Source organism: Ruegeria sp. CJ2, from assembly GCF_056536745.1.
The window spans coordinates 169,920-190,867 of sequence record NZ_JBQFQF010000009.1 but is presented as its reverse complement, the minus strand read 5'-3'; the positions used below and the strand labels follow the sequence as shown (position 1 = coordinate 190,867).

The 20,948-nt window shown below is 60.4% G+C and carries 18 protein-coding genes; 10 read left to right on the top strand and 8 right to left on the bottom strand.

What is annotated here, in order from left to right:
• Positions 1 to 4: 4 nt before the first annotated feature.
• From ACR0MS_RS14665 to ACR0MS_RS14645, 5 genes are all read right to left on the bottom strand, one after another.
• Positions 5 to 1,690 (bottom strand): ABC transporter ATP-binding protein, encoded by a 1,686-nt coding sequence (locus tag ACR0MS_RS14665; RefSeq protein WP_480574649.1) that lies wholly within the window; start codon positions 1,688 to 1,690, stop codon positions 5 to 7.
• A 5-nt stretch (positions 1,691 to 1,695) separates the two neighbouring features.
• The gene (locus ACR0MS_RS14660; protein ID WP_480574646.1) at positions 1,696 to 2,781 is read right to left on the bottom strand and encodes an ABC transporter permease; all 1,086 of its coding nucleotides are present in this window, start codon (positions 2,779 to 2,781) and stop codon (positions 1,696 to 1,698) included.
• 100 nt (positions 2,782 to 2,881) lie between these two features.
• Complete coding sequence (locus ACR0MS_RS14655) at positions 2,882 to 4,249, bottom strand: CmpA/NrtA family ABC transporter substrate-binding protein (RefSeq protein ID WP_480574643.1); 1,368 nt, start codon at positions 4,247 to 4,249, stop codon at positions 2,882 to 2,884.
• A gap of 271 nt (positions 4,250 to 4,520) precedes the next feature.
• A complete protein-coding gene (locus ACR0MS_RS14650) occupies positions 4,521 to 5,693 on the bottom strand; it encodes a CmpA/NrtA family ABC transporter substrate-binding protein (protein ID WP_480574640.1) in 1,173 nt (390 codons plus the stop codon).
• Positions 5,690 to 6,274, bottom strand: coding sequence for an ANTAR domain-containing response regulator (locus ACR0MS_RS14645; RefSeq protein ID WP_480552418.1), 585 nt, complete (start codon positions 6,272 to 6,274; stop codon positions 5,690 to 5,692). The genes ACR0MS_RS14650 and ACR0MS_RS14645 overlap by 4 nt, the downstream gene beginning before the upstream one ends.
• A 285-nt stretch (positions 6,275 to 6,559) precedes the next feature.
• Here ACR0MS_RS14645 and ACR0MS_RS14640 point away from each other — a divergent pair, with 285 nt between their 5' ends.
• The 3 genes from ACR0MS_RS14640 to ACR0MS_RS14630 all read left to right on the top strand — a co-directional run bounded on the left by ACR0MS_RS14640 (position 6,560) and on the right by ACR0MS_RS14630 (position 10,212).
• A complete protein-coding gene (locus ACR0MS_RS14640; protein ID WP_480574637.1) occupies positions 6,560 to 7,714 on the top strand; it encodes a phosphoserine transaminase in 1,155 nt (384 codons plus the stop codon).
• Between the two features lie 57 nt (positions 7,715 to 7,771).
• The gene (gene serA, locus ACR0MS_RS14635) at positions 7,772 to 9,367 is read left to right on the top strand and encodes a phosphoglycerate dehydrogenase (RefSeq protein ID WP_480574634.1); all 1,596 of its coding nucleotides are present in this window, start codon (positions 7,772 to 7,774) and stop codon (positions 9,365 to 9,367) included.
• 113 nt (positions 9,368 to 9,480) lie between these two features.
• The gene (locus ACR0MS_RS14630; RefSeq protein WP_480574631.1) at positions 9,481 to 10,212 is read left to right on the top strand and encodes a metallophosphoesterase family protein; all 732 of its coding nucleotides are present in this window, start codon (positions 9,481 to 9,483) and stop codon (positions 10,210 to 10,212) included.
• On the opposite strand, the gene ACR0MS_RS14625 is transcribed toward ACR0MS_RS14630, so the two are convergent.
• From ACR0MS_RS14625 to ACR0MS_RS14615, 3 genes are all read right to left on the bottom strand, one after another.
• Positions 10,199 to 11,716, bottom strand: a complete 1,518-nt coding sequence (locus tag ACR0MS_RS14625) for a malonate--CoA ligase (RefSeq protein WP_480574628.1) — start codon at positions 11,714 to 11,716, stop codon at positions 10,199 to 10,201. The two genes, ACR0MS_RS14630 and ACR0MS_RS14625, sit on opposite strands and share 14 nt — an antisense overlap.
• Positions 11,717 to 11,806: 90 nt before the next feature.
• On the bottom strand, positions 11,807 to 12,511 hold the full coding sequence (locus tag ACR0MS_RS14620) for a GntR family transcriptional regulator (protein WP_480574625.1): 705 nt from the start codon (positions 12,509 to 12,511) through the stop codon (positions 11,807 to 11,809).
• A gap of 25 nt (positions 12,512 to 12,536) precedes the next feature.
• Entirely contained in the window at positions 12,537 to 13,892 is a 1,356-nt protein-coding gene (locus ACR0MS_RS14615; RefSeq protein WP_480574622.1) for a formimidoylglutamate deiminase, read from the bottom strand.
• Between the two features lie 81 nt (positions 13,893 to 13,973).
• Here ACR0MS_RS14615 and hutI point away from each other — a divergent pair, with 81 nt between their 5' ends.
• The 7 genes from hutI (at position 13,974) to ACR0MS_RS14580 (ending at position 20,946) form a co-directional block, all read left to right on the top strand.
• The gene (gene hutI, locus ACR0MS_RS14610) at positions 13,974 to 15,182 is read left to right on the top strand and encodes an imidazolonepropionase (RefSeq protein ID WP_480574619.1); all 1,209 of its coding nucleotides are present in this window, start codon (positions 13,974 to 13,976) and stop codon (positions 15,180 to 15,182) included.
• Positions 15,179 to 16,708, top strand: a complete 1,530-nt coding sequence (gene hutH / locus ACR0MS_RS14605) for a histidine ammonia-lyase (RefSeq protein ID WP_480574616.1) — start codon at positions 15,179 to 15,181, stop codon at positions 16,706 to 16,708. The genes hutI and hutH overlap by 4 nt, the downstream gene beginning before the upstream one ends.
• Positions 16,708 to 17,526, top strand: a complete 819-nt coding sequence (gene hutG, locus ACR0MS_RS14600) for an N-formylglutamate deformylase (protein WP_480574613.1) — start codon at positions 16,708 to 16,710, stop codon at positions 17,524 to 17,526. Before hutH ends, hutG begins: the two co-directional genes overlap by 1 nt.
• On the top strand, positions 17,523 to 19,205 hold the full coding sequence (gene hutU / locus ACR0MS_RS14595) for a urocanate hydratase (RefSeq protein WP_480574610.1): 1,683 nt from the start codon (positions 17,523 to 17,525) through the stop codon (positions 19,203 to 19,205). Before hutG ends, hutU begins: the two co-directional genes overlap by 4 nt.
• 72 nt (positions 19,206 to 19,277) lie before the next feature.
• Positions 19,278 to 20,156: a phosphoserine phosphatase SerB gene (gene serB, locus ACR0MS_RS14590; protein ID WP_480574607.1), complete on the top strand. Its 879-nt coding sequence runs from the start codon at positions 19,278 to 19,280 to the stop codon at positions 20,154 to 20,156.
• A gap of 44 nt (positions 20,157 to 20,200) precedes the next feature.
• Positions 20,201 to 20,530, top strand: a complete 330-nt coding sequence (locus ACR0MS_RS14585; RefSeq protein WP_480574604.1) for an ArsR/SmtB family transcription factor — start codon at positions 20,201 to 20,203, stop codon at positions 20,528 to 20,530.
• A complete protein-coding gene (locus ACR0MS_RS14580; RefSeq protein ID WP_480574601.1) occupies positions 20,518 to 20,946 on the top strand; it encodes an SRPBCC family protein in 429 nt (142 codons plus the stop codon). The genes ACR0MS_RS14585 and ACR0MS_RS14580 overlap by 13 nt, the downstream gene beginning before the upstream one ends.
• The last annotated feature ends 2 nt before the right edge of the window (positions 20,947 to 20,948 follow it).

Below are 20,948 nucleotides of genomic sequence, written 5' to 3'. Positions count from 1 at the left end.
TCATTCACTCCGCAGCGATGGCTTTGGGGGCAGGGGATTTGGGCTTGGGTTTGGCCCCGTGCTCGTATTCCTCGAGGAAGTCCAACACCTCTTGCCGGTATTCGTAGTAATCGGGATGGGCCAACAGCGCCTTGCGTGTGCGGGGTCGGGGCAAGTCGACATTGGTGATCTTGCCGATGGTGGCCTGCGGACCGTTCGTCATCATCACCACGCGGTCGGCCAGAAGGATCGCCTCGTCCACGTCATGGGTGACGCAGATGGTGGTGACTTTGGTCCGCGACCAGACCTCCATCAGAACCTCCTGCAATTCCCACCGGGTGAGGCTGTCGAGCATCCCGAAGGGCTCATCCAGCAGCAGCAGTTTCGGCGACAGGGCAAAGGCGCGGGCAATGCCCACACGCTGGCGCATCCCGTTCGACATATCGGCGGCGGATTTGTCCATCGCGTCGGCCAGACCGACCCGTTCCAGATAATATTCCACCACATCCTGTCGTTCCGCCTGGCTTGCGCGCGGATACACGCGGTCGACCCCGACCGAGACGTTTTCCTTGGCGGTCAGCCACGGGAACAACGAGGGCGACTGGAACACAACCGCGCGCTCCGGGTCGGCGCCTTCGACATGGCGGCCATCCAGCTTGATCGCACCCTTGGAGATTTCGTTCAGACCAGCCGCCATGGTCAGCACCGTGGACTTGCCGCAGCCCGAGTGACCGATCAGCGAGATGAACTCGCCCCGGTTGAGTTTCAGGTTGAAGTCCTCGACCACGGTCAGCGGGCCTTTGGGCGTCGGGTAGACCTTGTGCAGCTGGCTGAAATCCAGATAGCGGTCTTCGATCAGGCCCTCCTGCGCCTCTTTTACCGCAGCCGGGATACCGTGGATCGGGGTCACGTCGGGTAGGGTCTTGGTGCCTTCGACCTTGGCCTCGATCCCCACATCCATCAGGTATTTCGTGACCTCACCACGCAGGGCCTTGAATGTCTCGTCATGGTTCATCGCTGAGCGGTCGCGGGGGCGGGGGATCGAGACCTTGAACTCGGTCCCCAGTGTGCCATCGGGGTTCAGCGGGATGATGCGGTCGGCCAGCAGGATCGCTTCGTCCACGTCATTGGTGATCAGAACACAGGTCTTGCGGTCGGCCTCCCAGATCTTTTCGATCTCTTCCGCCAGATTGCCACGGGTCAGCGCATCCAGCGCCGACAGGGGCTCGTCCAGCAGTAGAACCTCGGGGTTCATCGCCAGCGCGCGGGCCACGTTCACCCGCTGCCGCATCCCGCCCGACAACTCAGCCGGGCGACGACCGGCGGCGTGGCTGAGGCCGACCATGCGGATGTAGTGGGCAACCTTTTCCTCTTTCTCGGGTTTGGGCATTTTGGGGAAAACCGCGTCCACGGCCAGCCGCACATTGCCCGTCACCGTCAGCCACGGCATCAGCGAGTAGTTCTGGAAGATCACCCCCCGTTCAGGCGCGGGGCCTGTGATGGCCTTGTCGCGGAAGGTGACGCTGCCCTTGGTGGGGAATTCGATCCCCGCCATCAGGTTGATCAGCGTGGTCTTGCCGGTGCCGGAAAAGCCCAGCAAAACCACGAACTCACCTTCCTGAACCGAGAGGTTGATGTCTTTCAGCACATCCGTCGCAGCGGTGCCGGTGCCGAAGGATTTGCTGACATTCTTGAAGTCGATCACAGCCATATCGGTCACCGGTTGTTCGAGAAGGTAAACAGCGACTGCAACGCATACATCACGCGATCCAGCAGGAAGCCGATGATGCCGATGGTAAAGACAGCCACCATGATCTTGGCGAGTGAGCTGGAGGAGCCGTTCTGGAATTCATCCCAAACAAACTTGCCCAGTCCGGGGTTCTGCGCCAGCATCTCGGCCGCGATCAGAACCATCCAGCCAACACCTAGGCTCAGGCGCAGGCCGGTGAAGATCAGCGGCAGGGCCGAAGGCAGCACCAGCTTGGTGATCTTGGTGTAGGTGTTCATTTTCAGAACCTTGGAGACGTTGACCAAGTCTTTGTCGATCGACGCCACCCCCAGCGAGGTGTTGATCAGCGTCGGCCACAGCGAACACAGCGTTACGGTAATGGCCGAGATCAGGAAGGATTTCGCGAACCAGCCGTCATTGGTGACGTAAACGGCGGAAACGATCATGGTCACAATCGGCAACCAGGCCAGCGGCGAGACGGGCTTGAAAATCTGGATCAGCGGGTTCAGCGCCGCATTTGCGGTGGGCGACAGGCCCGCAGCGATGCCCAGCGGAACGGCGACGATGGTGGCGATCAAGAACCCGAAGAACACGGTTTTGATCGAGGTCCAGATCTGGTTGTAGTAACTCGGCGCGCCGGTATAGGCGACCTCTTTGACCTTGTCTGCCTGACCCGCTTCGATCAGCTTTTGGTTGCGCTTTTCAACCATCGCCTCGAACTTGGCTTTCTTTGCGGCCTTGGCCTGTGCGTCCTGATGCAGGCTGACGGCTTCGGACCAGACCTGCGCCGGCCCGGGGACCGCGCCCAGCGAGGTTTGCACCTTGGGCGCCAGCGTGCCCCACATCACAAGGAAGGCGAAGATGGCCAGCAGCGGCACGACCAGCAGTCGCCAGATCTCGCCCATCTGGGCGCGCGGGTTGTCGCCTGCACCGGCCTTCAGGATGGGGGTGATCCAGGCCAGGCCCAGAACCTGAAACCATTTGTCGGCGGCGTTGATCCGGGTGAACAGGCGGGCGCGGCGGGCCTCGCGTTCAGCATCAGCGGATAGCGTATCGTGGTCGATGGCTGTCATCTTGCGGTCTCCTGGCCCGGTCGTTCAGCGCCGGGCGGGGGTGGAATTCGGTTTCAAAGGGGAAAGCCCCCCGACCACGCAGGGCCGGGAGGCAGGGGAGTTAACCCTGAACTTCGGTGCCAACGACGACCTGCTCGCCTTTCAAGCCAATCGGCAGGCTTTGCAGATAAGCGTTGGGCTGGCGGGCGTCATAGGGAATGCCGTCGATGATATCCTCGGCGGGCGTGGGGGCCTTGTAGCCATCGCTGTCCCAGGGGAAATCGGCCTCATTCGCCAGACCTTCGTCGACCAGCATTTTCGCGGCGTCCAGATAGATGTCGGGGCGATAGACCGACTTGGCGACCTCATCATACCACGCATCGGTCTGCGGCTCGGCGATCTGACCCCAGCGGCGCATCTGGGTCAGATACCAGATGGCGTCCGAATAGAACGGGTAGGTCGCGTTATAGCGGAAGAACACGTTGAAATCGGGCACCTCACGCTTGTCGCCCTTTTCATATTCGAACGTACCCGTCATCGAGTTCGCGATCACGTCATAATCGGCCCCTACATATTCCGGCTGACTCAGCATCTCGACCGCGGCGGGGCGGTTGGCGTTGTCGTTTTCATCCAGCCACATGGCCGCGCGGATCAGGGCTTTGGTCACGGCGCGGGTGGTGTTGGGATACTGCTCGGCGAACTCGGCGTTGATGCCAAAGACCTTTTCGGGGTTGTTCTTCCACAGCTCATAATCGGTGATGACCGGCACGCCGATGCCTTTGAACACCGCCTGCTGGTTCCACGGCTCACCCACGCAATAACCATAGATGGTGCCCGCTTCCAATGTGGCCGGCATCTGCGGCGGAGGCGTCACCGACAGGAACACATCCGCACCGATCTGGCCGGTCACGTTTTCGGGGCTGTAGTAGCCGGGGTGCAGGCCGCCAGCCGCCAGCCAGTAACGCAATTCGTAATTGTGAGTCGAAACCGGGAAGACCATGCCCATATTGAACGGCTTGCCCTCGGATTTGTATTTCTCGACCACCGGGGCCAGAGCCTCGGCCGAAATCGGATGCTGCGGGCGGCCGTCATCCATCACCGGGATGTTGGGCTTCATCTCTTCCCAAACCTCGTTTGACACGGTGATGCCGTTGCCGTTCAGGTCCATCGAGAAGGGGGTGATGATATGCGCTTCAGTGCCGTAGCCGATTGTGGCGGCCAGCGGCTGACCGGCCAGCATATGCGCGCCGTCCAGTTGCCCGTCGATCACACCATCCAGCAGCACTTTCCAATTGGCCTGCGCTTCCAGCGTCACGAACAGGCCCTCATCCAGAAAATACCCGTTCTCATAAGCCACGGCCAGCGGAGCCATGTCGGTCAGTTTGATAAAGCCAAAGGTCAGCTCGTCCTTTTCCAGCTCCAGTGTTTCGGCCAGTGCGGGGCTGAGCAGGGCGGTGGTGGCGACAAGGCCTGCAAGCAATTTCTTCATGTGGGTCTGTCCCTTTCTTGGTCCCGGTCAATAGGGTGGGTGAAAAACAAAAAGCCGCTGCACGCTCTGACCGGGAGGATTGGTCAGAGAGTGAGCGGCTTTGCTCGGTCGTTCCCAAACTTTGGGAGGAATTCTTGCGGCACACGCCTTTGCGTGCCGATGGGTCCAGAGTGGTAAATGCTCTGTTGCCGATCAAGTGATTTTGCTGCGACGCGGCGTCAAATGCTGCAATCGCGCAGGGCAGGGCGCGTGCCTGCCCAATTCTTGAGCATCAGATGTCCTGAGGATCAAAAATGCGTCCATCCAGAAACGCATCCCGCTTCAGCGAGAGCTGTCCGTTATGGGATGCGACGGGCGTCCTCTCTCGAATCGCGCCTTCCAGTTTTTCCGAGGCGCCGGGCAGGTCCGCTCCGATACCCGCCAGTTGGTCGCGGTAGATATCGCTGCGGAACACGCTGCCTGCCTGTGCCAGCGCCAGATGCGGGTCCAGACCGTATCGCCGGGCCAGGCGATGGGCGATCCACTTGGCCTGACTGCGCCACGGAAAGTTCGCGGCCCCGTCGTGGAACTCGACAAATCCCGGCACCTCGCGTTGTTCAGCGTGGCCGGAGATCGTGAACCGACCCGACAGCGCCCGGTCGATCAGTTCCGAGGGCAGGTTCAGATAGGTGTCACGTGCAAGGATTTCAGCGGCGGCGGTGTGGCTGCCGGGTTGACCCAGCCATCGCCCGGCACGCCAGATGGCGCGCATCATTTTCCCCAGCAGGTGCGGCTCGGTTTCTGCCCAGTCGGTGCGCACGGCCAGCACCTTTTCCGGCGCAAAGGCCCAGATCGCCTGACCGGGCAGCAACAATGCGCCCGCCTGCGATTCCACAGCAACCGACCCCCACGGCTCGCCCACGCAGAACGCATCGACATCACCCTCGGCCAAAGCCTGCGCCATGAGGGGCGGTGGAATTGTCCGAACTTCGACACCGGCTTTCGACAGGTCAGTGGCCTCAAGCCAGCAATGCAAAAGCTCGACATGAAGGGAGAAAGGGAAAGGAACGCCGAAAACCAGTGGCCGATCTGCGACCGAGGCCAGTGCAGCGGCGGCCTTGAACGGATCGCGGAAGTCAAAATCATAGCCCGTTTCGCGCAGACGGGTCTCCAACCCGCGGCTGACGCCGATCACGTCGCCATTCACCGACAGGACCGACACAGCGGACAAGGGCTGAGTCACCCCGCCCAGCCCCAAGGCCATGGCGACCGGGACCGGGGACAGCAGATGCGCCGCATCCACACGCCCAAAGGCCAGCATATCGCGCACGGATGACCACGAGGGCGCGGCGATCAGGTCCAACTCGACCCCCTCGGCGCGGGCCAGACCCATCTCATGTGCCACGATCAGGGGGGCGGCGTCGACCAGCGGGACATAGGCTACGGGCAGGGTGACGGCGTTCATGACAGCAACCCCGAGGCCGTCACCAGCGCTTCGGCCACGTCAGCCACCCGACGGCCCTGATCCATCGCGGCCTTGCGCAGCAGGGCGTATGCCTCTTCTTCCTCAACCCCACGCGCCTTCATCAGCAACCCCTTGGCGCGGTCGATCACCTTGCGTTCTTCCAGCGCGCGTTTGGTCTCGGCCAGTTCGCGGCGCATTTGCCGGACGATCTGGAACCGCGCGATGGCGGCGTCCAGCACCGGCTTCAGTCGGTCCGGCTGCATTCCATCAACGACATAGGCTGACAGCCCCGCTTCAATCGCGGTCGAGGCCAGATCCCCAGCCGCGCCCGACACGAACATGGCCACGGGACGCTCCAGCGGGCCAGATGCCAGCGTCAGTTCTTCAAGCATGTCGCGGGTCGGGTTGTCGATGTCGATCAGCACCACATCGGGCACCAAAGCGGCGATCTTGCGCGCCAGGCTTGAGACATTGCCGATCACATGCACATCATAGGCCCCGGACGCCTTGAGCGCATCGACGATGGCAATCGCGCGCTCGCGGTCTTCTTCTACTACGACAATGGTCAGGGTGTCAGGCATGGCACCTTTTCACTGCCGTATTTCGCGATCACAAGAGTTCGGCGCAGATTCCGTCGCGGATCGGGCGCGCCTGCCTAAAAAACAGTCAAAAACAGTGCTGGGCGTGGGGCCAAGCCGCAAATCTTTCGCCTATCGGAAACTTGTGACTGTGAACGAGGCGCGGAAAAATGTCGTTTTTCTGCATCCAAGTGTCTTTTCTGCTTGCTGCGACGCGGCAAGGTTCATAGGTGTTGCGGTGGGACACCCCTCCCCAACGAGGGGCGTGTATCTGGAAGGGTAATACAGATGAGCACTAATACACCGGTCACGCGGCCGGCAAATCCGCGTTTTTCCTCTGGCCCCTGCGCCAAACCCCCCACATTTGAACTGAACAAGCTGGCCGATGCCGCGTTGGGCCGGTCGCACCGTGCCGCTGTTGGCAAGGATAAGCTGAAAGCGGCCATCGAAGGCACGCGTGAGGTGCTGGGCATTCCGGCGGATTACAAGATCGGCATCGTTCCCGCATCCGACACTGGCGCGGTTGAAATGGCGCTGTGGTCGCTGTTGGGCGAGCGCAAGGTCGAGATGCTGGCGTGGGAAAGCTTTGGCGCCGGTTGGGTCACGGACGTGGTCAAACAGTTGAATATCGACGCCGAGGTGAAAACTGCCGAGTACGGACAGATCGTCGATCTCGCGTCCGTCGATTTCGCCAATGATGTGGTGTTTACGTGGAACGGCACGACCTCGGGCGTGCGGGTGCCCAATGGCGACTGGATCGCGGATGACCGTCAGGGTCTGACGATTTGCGATGCGACAAGCGCTGCCTTTGCGATGGACCTGCCGTGGGACAAGCTGGATGTGACCACCTTTAGCTGGCAGAAAGTGCTGGGCGGTGAGGCCGCGCATGGGATGCTGATCCTCAGCCCACGCGCGGTGGAGCGGTTGGAAAGCTACACCCCCGCATGGCCGCTGCCCAAAATCTTCCGTCTGACCAAAGGCGGCAAGCTGATCGACGGTATCTTTACCGGGGCCACGATCAACACGCCCTCGATGCTGGCGGTTGAGGATTACCTTTTCGCGCTCGATTGGGCGCGCTCGGTTGGCGGCTTGCAGGGCTTGATTGCCCGTGCGGATGCCAATGCGGGTGCGGTGCATGCGTTCTGTGATCAGAATGATTGGATCGCAAACCTGGCCGAGGATGCAGCGACACAGTCGAATACGTCAGTGTGCCTGAAATTCACCGATCCGCGTATTCAGGATGGCGCGACATTCGCCAAGGCTGTGGCCAAGCGGCTGGAGGCCGAGACTATCGCGCTGGATATCGGTGCCTATCGCGACGCCCCTGCGGGCCTGCGCATCTGGTGCGGCGGCACGGTCGAAACCTCGGATATCGAGGCGATGCTGCCGTGGCTGGCTTGGGCTTTTGAGGCCGAGATCGCGGCGCAAACCGAAGCTGCCTGACATTTTACCGGGCCGCCCAAGGCCCGGACCCTCCATACAATTCAAGGACCAGAGACTATGGCCCCCAAAGTACTCGTATCTGACAAGCTCAGCGAAACCGCCGTGCAGATCTTCCGCGATCGCGGCATCGACGTGGATTTCATGCCCGACTTGGGCAAGGACAAGGACAAGCTGGCCGAGGTGATCGGCCAGTATGACGGCCTTGCTATCCGTTCGGCCACCAAGGTCACGCCGACCCTGCTGGAAAAAGCCGACAATCTTAAAGTCATCGGTCGTGCCGGGATTGGCACCGACAATGTCGACAAGGAAGCGGCGTCCAAAAAGGGCGTGATCGTGATGAACACGCCCTTTGGCAACATGATCACCACAGCCGAACACGCCATCGCGATGATGTTCGCCGTGGCGCGGCAAATCCCCGAGGCCAGCACCTCGACCCATGCGGGCAAGTGGGAAAAGTCCAAGTTCATGGGGATCGAACTGACGAACAAGACCCTTGGCGTCATCGGCGCGGGCAATATCGGCGGAATCGTCTGCGAACGTGCGCTGGGCCTGCGGATGAAAGTGGTCGCCTATGACCCTTATCTGGGTGAAGAGAAAGCCGCCAAGATGGGTGTCGAAAAGGTCGAGTTGGATGAATTGCTCGCGCGGGCTGATTTTATCACCCTGCACGTGCCGCTGACCGACCAGACCCGCAATGTCCTTAGCCGTGAGAATCTGGCCAAGACCAAGAAGGGCGTGCGCATCGTGAACTGCGCTCGTGGCGGTCTGGTCGATGAGGACGCGCTGGCAGAAATGCTGCAATCGGGTCATGTCGCTGGCGCGGCCTTTGACGTGTTCAGCGAAGAACCGGCCAAGGAAAACGCGCTGTTCAACCTGCCCAACGTGGTCTGCACGCCGCATTTGGGCGCAGCAACGACCGAAGCGCAGGAGAATGTCGCGCTGCAGGTGGCCGAGCAGATATCGAACTATCTGCTGACCGGTGCCGTGGAAAACGCGCTGAACATGCCCAGCGTGACGGCGGAAGAAGCCAAGGTCATGGGCCCGTGGATCAAACTGGCCGGACATCTGGGCAGCTTCATCGGCCAGATGACGGATGAACCGATCAAGGCGATCAACATCCTTTATGACGGCGTTGCGGCTGAAATGAACCTGGCGGCCCTGAATTGTTCGGTCGTGGCGGGGATCATGAAGAAATTCAATCCCGAGGTGAACATGGTTTCGGCCCCGGTTGTCGCCAAGGAACGCGGGATCAAGATCTCAACCACCAATCAGGACAAGTCGGGCGCGTTCGAGGGGTACATCAAGGTGACCGTCGTGACGGAAAAGCGCGAGCGGTCCATTGGTGGTACTGTGTTCAGCGACGGCAAACCGCGGTTCATTCAGATCAAGGGCATCAATATCGACGCCGAGGTGGGCGCCCATATGCTCTATACCACCAACGAAGACGTGCCCGGAATCATCGGTGCGCTGGGTCAGACCATGGGCGACCACAGCGTCAACATCGCGAACTTTACCTTGGGCCGGTCCGAGGCCGGTGGTGAGGCCATCGCGCTGCTCTATGTCGATGAGCCGGTGCCCGCCGAGGCACGTGCGAAGCTGGCTGAAACCGGCCTGTTCACACAGATCAAGCCGCTGGAATTTGACGTTGCCTAAGCGTCTTTGACCGGACTACATCATCAATGCCCGTGCTCACATAGTGCGGGCATTGTCTTTTTTCAGTTACCAAAATAGGCCACAAACGCGCAGCGTTAAGGAAAGGCATTGCAGTGACGACACCCATCTACGCCGTCGGGGATATCCACGGGCAACTTGATATGCTGCAAGAAGCGCTTTCACGGATCGAACAGGATGGCGGCCCCGATGCGCGTGTCGTGTTTCTGGGGGATTACGTGGATCGCGGACCAGACAGTCGCGGTGTGCTGGACCTTTTGATCGAAGGCCAGCGCGCAGGGCGGAACTGGGTGATGATCAAGGGGAACCATGACAGGATGATGGCGCGGTTCGTTCAGGCGGCCGAAATCGCCGATACGCATCTGCCGATCACACTCAGCTGGTTGCATCCGCGTCTGGGCGGTCGCGAAACACTGGCCTCTTACGGGGTCACGGTCGAGGACACAGATCGCATCTATCAGGTCCATGAACAGGCGTGTCACGCGGTGCCGCAGGCGCATCTGGATTTCATCAATGCCCTGCCGCATTACCACAAGGAAGACGACCTACTGTTCGTTCATGCCGGCATCCGTCCCGGTGTGCCTCTGGATCAGCAGTCCGAAAATGATCTGGTTTGGATCCGGCACGAATTTCTTAGGGATATGACTACGCATCCGTGGCTGATCGTGCATGGGCATACGCCGGTGGATCAGGCCGAACATTGCGGCAATCGGGTCAATCTGGATTCGGGCGCTGGTTACGGCCGCCCGCTGACTTCGGCCGTTTTCGAAGGGCGGCAATGCTGGCTTTTGACGGATCGCGGGCGGAAGCCGCTTATGCCTGCGTAAACAGGTCCTTATACTTGTCCCGCAGGATGTTCTTCTGAACTTTGCCCATCGTATTGCGGGGCAGTTCGTCCAGCACGATAAGCTTGCGGGGATGTTTGAAGCGGGCCAAGGCTTCTTGCACATTGGCTTCAACCAACGCGATGTCGGGCGTTTGGCCGGGTTCCGACACCAGAATGCCCAGAACGGTTTCGCCAAAATCCGGGTGCGGCACGCCAATCACGGCACTTTCCAGCACGCCGGGTTGATCATCCAGCACCAGCTCAACCTCTTTCGGATAGATGTTGTATCCGCCCGAAATGATCAGGTCTTTGCCGCGCCCGACGATATGAACATATCCGTCCGTGTCCACATGCCCGAGATCACCGGTAATAAAGAACCCATCCTCGCGCAATTCGGCGGCTGTCTTTTCCGGCATACCCCAATAGCCCTGAAATACATTGGGGCCGCGCACCTCGATCATGCCAATCTCACCCTGAGGACGCTCGACCCCAGTATCCGGATCGGTGACCTTGAGCTCGACATCCGGCAAGGGAAAGCCGACAGTTCCGGCCCGCCGTTCCCCGTCATAGGGGTTGGACGTGTTCATGTTGGTTTCGGTCATGCCATAGCGTTCAAGGATGCGGTGGCCGGTGCGGGCCTCGAACCTTTCATGCGTTTCTGCAAGCAGGGGGGCTGAACCTGATATGAACAGCCGCATGTGCTGCGCCAGGTCGCCGGTAAAACGGTCATCGGCCAGTAGGCGCGTGTAAAAGGTCGGGACGCCCATCATCGACGTGGCTTGCGGCATCAGGCGCAGCACATCATCCAGATCGAATTTCGGCAAAAAGATCATCGACCCGCCCGAGGCCAGCGCCACGTTCGTCGCCACAAACAGCCCGTGTGTGTGAAAGATCGGCAGCGCGTGCAAAAGCACATCGTCGTGGGTGAAACGCCATTCCTGCACCAACGTGTCTGCGTTGGATAGCAGGTTGGCCTGCGACAGCATCGCCCCCTTGGATCGTCCGGTTGTGCCCGAGGTATACAGGAATGCCGCCAAATCATCCTCGGTGCGCCGAACCGGTTCAAAAGCGGGCAACATGCCAAGCGCACGCCGCATGAGGCTGCCTTTGCCGTCCGCGCTCAGAGTTTCAAGCCGCGCATTCTGCGCTTGGGCGATTGGCGCAAGATCCGCTTCGGTCCGGGGATCACAGACGACCAGCGACGCGCCGCTGTTTTCGATAAAATAGGTCAGCTCGCCAACCGTGTACCCCGTGTTGAGCGGCAGAAAGACCAACCCGGTTTGCGCACAGGCCGCATAGACGGCCAAGGCTTCGGGCGACTTTTCCACCTGAACGGCCACCCGGTCTCCGGGTTCAAGGCCATAACCGGTCAATGCGTTCGCGATCCGCGCCGTCATGTCCAGAAACGCAGCATGGGTCAGCGTCTGACCATCTGGCAAATGCAGGAACGGGGTGTCTTTGCCCGCGTGAATGCCAAACAAGCGATCATAGAGCGGGTTGCCCATGCCATCTTCCCTTATGCCGGAATGTCCGGTTCTGAATCTGGCTTGGAATGCAGAGGGGGTAAAGTCAAAATTGCGAAAACTCTGACCCTCTCAGAACTGAGTGGTCATCCGGTACCCGGCGGCAAAATACATCTTGGCAAAGGTAACCGGCCGCCCCTCAAGCCACGTGATGCGCTCGCCTGTGAAAACCGGCTCACCTTCGGCGACGTCCAGAAAGTCAGCCAGTGCTGCATCGGCGCGGCTGGCCAGAAAGGTCAGTTCCACATTGGTGAAAGGCACGGTCTGGATCAGCCATTCGTTTGGGCCGATCTCTGAAAAATCAGCCTGCTTCACCTGCGGCACGCTGTCGGTGACGATCCAGCGGTCTTCGTACTGAAACGGCGTGTTTCCCGAATAGTGCATGCAGCGCACATGCACGACGTCCTGACCCGGCGATAGGGCAAGTCGCGCGGCCAGCCAGTCGGGGGCCGTTTTCTGATCGCAGGACACCAGCGCATAGCGATAGGTTCCGCCCAGTGCCTCAACCTCGTCCCGCACCATGGGGATGGTGAAACGCGCCTGACGTTGCGGAGCGCTCAGGACCCGTGTTCCGGCCTTTCGGCGGCGTTTCAGATATCCTTCTCCGGCCAGTTCCCTCAGCGCCCGGTTGACGGTGGTGCGGGTGCACGAGAATTCGGTGGCAAGTTCCGATTCATTCGGCAGCAGCGAGTCCGGCTGCCACTCACCGGACCGAATACGTGCCAGAACGGTTTTCTTGATGTCTTTATAGCTGGTGTTTTCGGTGGATTGGGTCATGTGGCCTCGGCTTTGGTGCCCCGTCTTAGAGTTCGCTCAGCAGTTCCGCAATCGCTGCCCGATACGCAGGGATGATCTGATCGCGATGAATGTGCCGCCCTTGTCGCACCATATGGCGCCCTGCCGACCACAGGTCTGTCACCAACCCATCCGGGGCCGCAAAACACAGACCGTCCAGCACCTGATCGTCACGCAAGGCACACAGCGTCGGGTGGGTGCGGTCGATGGCGACAAGGTCGGCTATTTTGCCGACGGCGATTTCCCCGCTGTTACGCCCCAGTGCCTGTGCACCGCCAGCGGCGGCACCGGTATAAAGGGCGTGGCCCACTGATCCTTCTGGCGAAACCATAATAGTACGCGCCCGGTCGCGGAGGCGTTGCGAATACTCCAGCATCCGAAGCTCTTCGGGCAGTGAGATCCGGATATTCGAGTCTGATCCGATGCCAAACCGCCCACGATTGGTGATGTACTCTGCCCCGTTGAAGATGCCGTCCCCAAGGTTGGCCTCGGTGATCGGGCATAACCCCGCCACGGCCTCGGACCGCGCCAACCGCTGCGTTTCCGCCTTGGTCATGTGCGTCGCGTGGATCAGGCACCAACGGCTATCCACGTCAAAGTTGTTGAGCAGCCAGCTTACTGGACGATCGCCAAGGGCGGCTTCGACGTCGGCGACTTCCTGCATCTGCTCGGCAATGTGAATATGCACAGGTCCGCTTGGGCGCGCGTCGAGTACGGCCCGAATGTCCTGCGCTGGGGTTGCGCGCAGCGAGTGGGGCGCGACCCCGATTGCTGAATCCGAATGGGGCAGGGCCTTTTGGCAGTCTTCAACCAGCCTTAGAAACCGATCGACCGAGTTGCCAAATCGCAATTGCCCGCCGGTCAGAGGCTCCTGCCGCACGCCGCCATGGGTGTACAGCACCGGCAGATGGGTCAATCCGATGCCGGACTGACCTGCGGCGGCAAAGACGCGCTGGCTGAGTTCAGAAAGCGTGTCGTACGACTGCCCTCCGGGGCGATGGTGGACATAGTGAAACTCACCCACCGACGCGTACCCGGCCTCCTGCATCTCCATGAAGACCAATGCTGCAATGGCTTGAACCTGTTCCGGGGTCAGCCTGTCCAGAAAGCGGTACATCAGGGTGCGCCATGTCCAAAAGCTCTCGCGTCCGGCTGCGCGCACTTCGGTCATGCCTGCCATGGCTCTTTGGAACGCGTGGCTGTGCAGGTTGGCCAAGGCTGGCAACAGAACATCCACCTGCACGTCATCCGGTTTGACCGCAACCCCGGTTTGCTTCTGAGTGATCTGGCCATTCTCGACCTCGACCCAAAGGTCGTGGACCCAATCAGACCCTAACAAGGCAGTTTTGGCGTGGATCGACATCGGCATTCCAATTTGTGTAGACTTTAAATATTTATACATATACGAAATAGCAAATTGCAACGGGAACCCCAAGGAATCGTCATGGCGGCACAATCGGTCCTTTTCTGCTCGCAGGTTGCGTCCATGGTGCCGGGATCAGAGTCATACGGTTTGGGCCGGGACATGGCGGTTGCGGTCGAAGGTGAGAGAATTGCGTGGGTCGGCCCCAAGTCGGGCTTGCCCCAGCAATATTCGGCGTGGCCAAGCATGGATTTTGGGGACAGGTTGATGACACCAGCCCTAATTGACGCCCACACGCATATTGTATTCGGGGGCAACCGGGCGGCAGAGTTCGAGATGCGGCTGAACGGTGCCTCATACGAACAGATCACCCGCGCCGGGGGCGGTATCCTGTCGACGGTCACGGCAACACGACAGGCCAGCGAAGCAGAGCTTTTGACCGATGCCCTGACCCGCGTGGATGCTTTGACAGCCGAAGGTGTCGCCTGCATCGAAATCAAATCCGGTTACGGGTTGGATACTGAAACCGAACTGAAAATGCTGCGTGTGGCGCGACAGATCGGGCAGGTTCGCCCGGTTCGGGTCAGAACAAGCTTTTTGGGCGCGCATGCTGTGCCACCTGACTATGCGGGCCGGCCAGACGACTATCTGAACGAGGTCTGCCTTCCAACCCTGCGCGCGGCTCAGGCCGAGGGGCTGGTGGATGCGGTGGACGGCTTTTGTGAAGGAATAGCGTTCTCACCCGCCCAGATTGCTGTTGTTTTTGACGAAGCCAAGCGCCTTGAGTTGCCCGTTAAGCTGCATGCCGAGCAGCTTTCGAATCTTGGTGGCGCAAAACTGGCGGCCAGATACGGGGCTTTGTCCGCTGATCATATCGAGTATCTGGACAGCGATGGCGTATCCGCGATGGCGGACGCTGGCACCATTGCCGTGCTTTTGCCGGGGGCGTTCTACACATTGCGCGAAACGCAGGTTCCTCCGGTGCAGATGCTGAGGGACGGAGGTGTGCCTATGGCGCTGGCGACGGATTGCAATCCGGGGTCGTCTCCGCTGGCCTCGATCTTGCTGACGATGAACATGGCTTGCACCCTGTTCCGCCTGACACCCGAAGAAGCATGGGCCGGGGTCACCCGGAATGCGGCGCAAGCGCTTGGGATAAGGGATAGCGGCACGATCGCTGTCGGTCAGCGCGCTGATCTGGCGGTTTGGGATGTCCAGCATCCGGCAGAGTTACCATACCGGATCGGCTTCAACCCCCTGCACACGCGCATAGTCGGGGGTCAACTATGACGCGCTACGCATTGGTGCCGGGGCAGGTTTCACTGTCTGATCTTACGGAAATCTATCGCACGCAGGCTTCGGCTTTTCTGGAAGACGGGTGCAGGCCAGCCGTGGATGCGGCAGCGGTGCGCGTTCGGGATGCCGCCGCAGGAGAGGCGGCCGTATATGGCGTCAACACCGGCTTTGGTAAACTGGCGAGCCATAAGATCAAAGCGGATGACACAGCCAAGCTGCAACGTAACCTGATCCTCAGCCATTGCTGCGGCGTCGGGCCTGCCGTGCCCCGCCGCATTACACGGCTAATGATGACGCTCAAGCTGATCTCGTTCGGGCGCGGAGCTTCGGGCGTGCGTTGGGACCTGATCGAGCTGTTGCAAAATATGCTGGAGCGCGGGGTCACTCCGGTTGTCCCTGCGCAGGGTTCTGTGGGTGCTTCTGGCGATCTTGCACCGTTGGCGCATATGACAGCCGTGTTGATCGGAGAGGGTGAGGCCGAAGTAGACGGCAGCGTATTGCCCGGCCGCGACGCGTTGAAATCGGTTGGGTTAGAGCCTGTTGAGCTTGGACCGAAAGAAGGGTTGGCGTTTATAAACGGAACCCAGTTCTCAACCGCCTACGCGCTGGCCGGATTGTTTGAAGCCTGGCGCGCGGCCCAGAACGCTCTGGCCATTTCAGCGCTTTCGACGGACGCGATTATGGGCTCTACCGCCCCTCTGCGGCCCGAAATTCACGCCCTGCGAGGCCACCGTGGGCAAACCGAAGCCGCAGGAACGATGCGATCTATTCTGGCCGGGTCTGAGATACGCGAGAGCCATCGTGACGGGGATACACGCGTTCAGGACCCGTATTGTATCCGGTGTCAGCCACAGGTCACGGGCGCGGCGATGGATGTCATGCGTCAGGCGGCGGCCACGCTTGAGATTGAGGCCAATGCCGCCACCGACAATCCGCTGGTGCTTGAGGACGCAATTCTGTCAGGTGGAAACTTTCATGCCGAACCCGTGGGTTTCGCGGCGGATATGATCGCGCTGGCGCTGTCTGAAATCGGCGCAATCGCACAGCGCCGTATTGCGCTTATGGTCGACCCTGCCCTCAGCTTTGACCTGCCGCCCTTCCTGACGCCCGAGCCGGGACTGAACTCGGGCCTGATGATCGCAGAGGTCACCACAGCCGCGTTGATGAGCGAAAACAAGCATCTGGCGAACCCCTGCGTGACAGACAGCACGCCAACATCTGCCAATCAGGAAGACCATGTCTCAATGGCGGCGCATGGGGCGCGGCGTCTGATGCGGATGGTCGATAACCTGAGCTACATTCTGGGCGTCGAACTGCTCTGCGCTGCTCAGGGAGTTGAATTTCGCGTCCCGCTCAGCACCAGCGCGCCGTTGCAGCAGGTCATCAAGCGTCTGCGTGCGGACATCGACCCGTTGAAGGATGATCGCTATCTGGCCCCGGACCTTGAGGCGGCAACAAAGCTGGTCGCCGACGGAGATATCCTGCGCGCAGTGGCCACCCCGATGCCGGAGCTTAACTGATGCAGGTGGTCAGTGTTCTAAGGGGCGACGGCCCGATCGTGCTGGGGCAACCTCATGGCGGGACATTTGTACCTGCCGATATTGCGGCGCGCCTGAACGATACCGGTCGCGCCCTCGCCGATACCGATTGGCATATAAACAGGCTCTACAAAGGGCTTTTTGACGAGGTTTCCGTCGTTCAATCCAACATCCACCGCTATGTCATTGACGCCAATCGAGCACCGGACGGGGCGTCATTGTATCCGGGGCAGAATACGACGACGCTTGTCCCTTTGACGGATTTTGACGGGCACCCGATTTGGATTGAGGGTCAGAACCCCTCGGCGGACGAAACGGAAAGCCGACGGTTGGCGTTCCACGCACCTTATCACGATGCCTTGCGGCAAGAGTTAGAACGGGTCCGCAATCGCCACGGTGTTGCGATCCTGTTTGATTGTCACTCGATCCGATCCGTAATCCCCTATCTGTTCGAGGGCGCATTGCTGGTGTTCAATACAGGCACAAATGGCGGTCAGAGTTGCCACCCCGCCATTGAACAGGCTGTGCATCACGTCGCGACGGATGCCGATGGATACTCATCCGTTCTGAACGGTCGCTTTCGGGGGGGATGGACAACACGCCATTACGGTCGCCCGTCCGAGGGCATTCACGCGGTCCAGATGGAAATCGCGCAGCGGGCCTATATGGACGAAACTCCCCCGTGGACGTGGCGAGATGACCGCGCCGCAGCCCTGCGACCTCATCTGCGCAAAATGCTGTCCCGTTTGAACGAACTGGCGCTATCAGGCGAACTCACCAACACAGGAGCCCACACATGAGCGATCCGCGCAAAAACACCCGCGATGTCTATCCGCCGACCGGCCCCGAGTTGAATGCCAAAAGCTGGGTGACCGAGGCCCCGCTGCGGATGTTGATGAACAACCTGCACCCTGATGTGGCCGAAAACCCGCATGAGCTGGTGGTCTATGGCGGCATCGGTCGCGCGGCGCGCACGTGGAAGGATTTCGACAGGATCGTGGCTGGTCTGAAGGATCTGGAGGAGGACGAGACCCTGATCGTCCAGTCCGGCAAACCTGTGGCCATCATCCGCACGCACAAGGACGCGCCCCGTGTCTTGATCGCCAATTCCAACATCGTGCCGCATTGGGCGACTTGGGATCATTTCAACGAGCTCGATAAGAAGGGCTTGATGATGTACGGCCAGATGACGGCGGGGTCGTGGATCTATATCGGCACACAAGGCATCGTTCAGGGCACCTATGAAACCTTTGCCGAGGCCGGGCGCCAGCACTATGGCGGCGACCTGACAGGCAAGTGGATTTTGACCGGTGGTCTGGGCGGAATGGGCGGCGCGCAGCCTCTGGCCGCTGTTTTCGCCGGGGCCTGCTGTCTGGCGGTGGAATGCAACCCCGACAGCATCGACTTCCGTCTGCGGACCAAATACTTGGACGAAAAGGCCGACACGCTGGACGAGGCACTGGCGATGATCGACCGCTGGACCAAAGCGGGTGAGGCGAAATCGGTTGGTTTGCTGGGCAATGCCGCCGAAGTTTTCCCCGAAATCTACCGCCGCATGGCCGCGGGCGGGATGCGTCCCGATATCGTCACGGACCAGACCAGCGCGCATGACCCGATCAACGGGTACCTGCCGGTGGGATGGTCGATGGCCGAATGGCGCGACAAGCGCGAAACAGACCCTAAAGATGTTGAAAAGGCCGCGTGCGCGTCGATGAAACAGCACGTTGCGGCGATGGTCGATTTCTGGAACGCGGGCGTGCCGACGCTGGACTATGGCAACAACATCCGACAGGTGGCGCAGGATCAAGGGCTGGAGAATGCTTTTGCCTTCCCCGGTTTTGTGCCGGCCTATATCCGTCCGCTGTTCTGCAAAGGGATCGGCCCGTTCCGCTGGTGCGCGCTGTCCGGCGACCCCGAGGATATCTACAAGACCGATGCCAAGATGAAGGAACTGTTCCCCGAGAATGAGCACCTCCATCGTTGGCTGGACATGGCGGCAGACCGGATCGCATTTCAAGGTCTGCCTGCCCGTATCTGCTGGATCGGGCTGGGGGACCGGCACCGTGCTGGTCTGGCCTTCAACGAGATGGTGGCCAGTGGTGAGTTGAAAGCGCCGGTCGTGATCGGTCGGGACCATCTGGACAGCGGCTCGGTCGCCAGCCCCAACCGCGAAACCGAAGCGATGCTGGACGGGTCCGATGCGGTGAGTGACTGGCCCCTGTTGAATGCGTTGATCAACACGGCCAGCGGCGCGACATGGGTGTCCCTACATCACGGCGGCGGTGTTGGCATGGGGTTCAGTCAGCACGCTGGCGTGGTGATCTGCGCCGACGGGACCGAGGACGCCGCGCGGCGGTTGGAGCGTGTGTTGTGGAACGATCCGGCCTCGGGCGTGTGGCGTCATGCGGATGCGGGCTATGACATCGCAAAGGATTGCGCGCGGGAACATGGTCTGCGGTTGCCGGGAATTCTGGGCTAGACCGCATCAATCTGTCTCTGGTGAAAATGCTGCACCTGCGATATGCGCAGGGCAGCCTGCAGGAGACCGAAGATGTACGTTGCCACATTGATCACCAACCCCGACGCGCCGACGCTGAACCAGACACTGGTGGAGTCGTTGCGCAATGCGTGGGGCGGGGGCGACATCGTTTGGCTCAGCCCGGACGAGGCGGCCGAGTTTTCGGTATCTCAAATACCGGACAATCAATGGGACGTCTGGGCGGATCTGCAGAAAATGGGCGTGGATCTGGTTGTGCAGCCCACTGAGGGACGGCGAAAGAAGATGCTGCTGGCCGATATGGACAGCACCATGATCCAGCAGGAATGCATCGACGAGCTGGCGGACGAAGCGGGCGTTGGCGACCGCGTCAAGGACATCACCGCCCGCGCGATGAACGGAGAGCTGGATTTCGAGGGCGCGCTGACCGAACGCGTCAGTTTGCTGAAGGGTTTGGACGAGGCCGTGATCGCCAAAGTGCTGGCCGAACGGATTACCCTGATGCCCGGCGGCAAGGAGCTGGTCGCGACAATGCGCGCAACCGGCGGATACGCTGCGCTTGTTTCTGGCGGGTTCACGGCCTTCACAGCGAAGGTCGGCGAAGTTTTGGGCTTCGATGAAAACCGGGCCAACATCCTGCTGGCCGCGAACGGCAAACTGACAGGCGACGTTCAACGACCAATTTTGGGACGGCAGGCCAAGGTGGACGCCTTGGAGGAGATCACAGAACGATTGGGCTTGTCCGAAGCTGACGTGATCGCCGTGGGCGACGGTGCAAATGATCTTGGGATGCTGGGCCGCGCCGGAACGGGTGTTGCGCTGCATGCCAAGCCCTCGGTCGCCGAGAAATGCGATGTTCGGGTCAACCACGGGGACCTGACCGCTCTGCTATACGTGCAGGGATACGCCCGGTCCGAGTTCGCCTGCGCGTGATATCGGGGCTTCCCTAAATTTAACAAAAATGTTAATAAGCGGTCATGAACACACTTCTGACCGCCTTTTCCGCATTGTCCGATGCCACCCGGTTTTCGATCGTTGAGCAATTGATGCAGGACGGAGAATTGCCAGCCGGTGATCTGATTGAAGGGCGCGGCATGACCGGTGCAGCGATCTCGCGTCATTTGAAGGTGCTGCGCGAGGCGGGTCTTGTGCAGCAACGCGTGCACGGCACCCAGCGCATGTACTCCATCCGGGCCGAAGGGCTGCGGGCTGTCGCTGAATGGACCATCTCGAAACGGCAATTCTGGGAAAGCAGCCTTGATCGTCTGGGCGACGCTATCGAAAAGGAGCAGTCATGGCCGACCTGAAACTGGAACGAGAGTTCCCGATTGACCCCAAAGACCTGTTTGCCTGGATCAGTAATGCAGAAAAGCTGTTGCAGTGGTGGGGGCCGGAAGGCGTGAATGTGCCCGAACACAATCTGGATTTTTCACGTCTTGGCCCGTGGTACTCGGTGATGCAGAACGCAGAGGGCCAGCGTTTCAAGGTATCGGGGCAGGTCACCCATGTTGATCCGCCCAAATCCGTTGGGTTTACGTGGGGCTGGCATGATGATCAGGACCAGCGCGGTGCCGAAAGCCACGTCACGCTATTGGTTGAGCCCGCAGGCCAAGGCGCACGGCTGATCATTGATCACCGCGATCTGGGTGACGACGATATCGCAGCCAACCACGAAAAAGGCTGGACCTCGACGCTCAACAAGCTTGCTGCACAGTTGAAATAGAT